The organism is Bacillus aerolatus (genome assembly GCF_009183655.1).
Classification (GTDB): domain Bacteria; phylum Bacillota; class Bacilli; order Bacillales; family Domibacillaceae; genus Pseudobacillus; species Pseudobacillus aerolatus.
Genome location: NZ_WEIO01000026.1, coordinates 1 through 1,315 on the forward strand (window position 1 = coordinate 1; position 1,315 = coordinate 1,315).

General features: G+C 48.9%; 1 protein-coding gene. It reads left to right on the top strand.

The genetic code is table 11. From position 1 onward, the window contains the following. Window positions 1-1,191 (top strand): urocanate hydratase (gene hutU / locus F9802_RS19405; protein ID WP_152154738.1); only part of this gene is annotated, 1,191 nt, incomplete at its 5' end. Window positions 1,192-1,315: the final 124 nt, after the last annotated feature.

Genomic DNA, 1,315 nt, shown 5'->3' on the forward strand with positions numbered 1-1,315 from the left:
CTCAAGAACACGATCACTCTTACAGCGGGCCTTGGCGGTATGGGTGGTGCACAGCCGCTTGCGGTGACGATGAATGGCGGTGTCGTAATTGGTATTGACGTCGATGAAACGAGAATTGACCGCAGAATCGAAACTCGCTACACAGACGTGAAAACCCATTCACTAGATGAAGCGATTCGTTTAGCAGAAGAAGCGAAAAAAGAAGGCAAGGCATTATCCATCGGCCTAGTGGGCAATGCAGCGGACATTTTACCAGAGATGATTGCCCGCAACTTTATTCCAGATGTACTGACAGACCAAACATCCGCGCACGATCCACTAAATGGATATGTTCCATCTAACATGTCTATGGAAGAAGCAGACAAACTTCGTGCGTCTAATCCGGAAGAATACGTGAAACTTTCCAAAGCATCAATGGCGACTCACGTCAAAGCGATGCTTGAAATGATGGAAAAAGGATCCATTACATTTGACTATGGCAACAACATCCGTCAAGTAGCGAAAGACGAAGGGGTAGAAAATGCTTTTGATTTCCCTGGGTTCGTTCCGGCTTATATCCGCCCGCAGTTCTGTGAAGGAAAAGGACCTTTCCGCTGGGTCGCATTATCAGGAGATCCAGAAGATATTTACAAAACAGACCAGGCAATTTTACGTGAATTCGCCGATAATGAGCATTTATGTAACTGGATTCGCATGGCGCAGGAAAAAATCGAGTTCCAAGGACTTCCTTCCCGTATTTGCTGGCTCGGTTACGGTGAGCGTGCCCGCTTTGGTAAAATCTTGAACGACATGGTAGCAAGCGGCGAATTAAAAGCGCCGATCGTCATCGGCCGCGACCACTTAGACTCCGGATCCGTTTCTTCTCCTAACCGGGAAACAGAAGCAATGAAAGACGGATCAGACGTTGTATCTGACTGGCCGCTCCTCAATGCGATGGTCAATGCTGTCGGCGGCGCGACATGGGTATCCCTTCACCATGGCGGAGGCGTAGGCATGGGCTACTCCCAGCATTCCGGCGTTGTTATTGTGGCAGACGGTACGAAAGAAGCAGAAGCCCGTCTTGAACGTGTATTGACAACAGATCCAGGAATGGGCGTTGTTCGGCATGCCGATGCAGGCTATGAACTGGCAAAGCAAACAGCACGTGAAAAAGGAATCAAAATGCCAATGCTTGAGAAAGGAGATCAATAATGACAAAACCAATTTGGATCAAACATGCAGCCCAGCTGGCGACATTAGCTGCGGAGACAAAAGGGCCCCGTTCTAAAGAAGCGGCGTCTGAGCTTGGCTTGATTGAAGACGGCAGCTTGTGGAT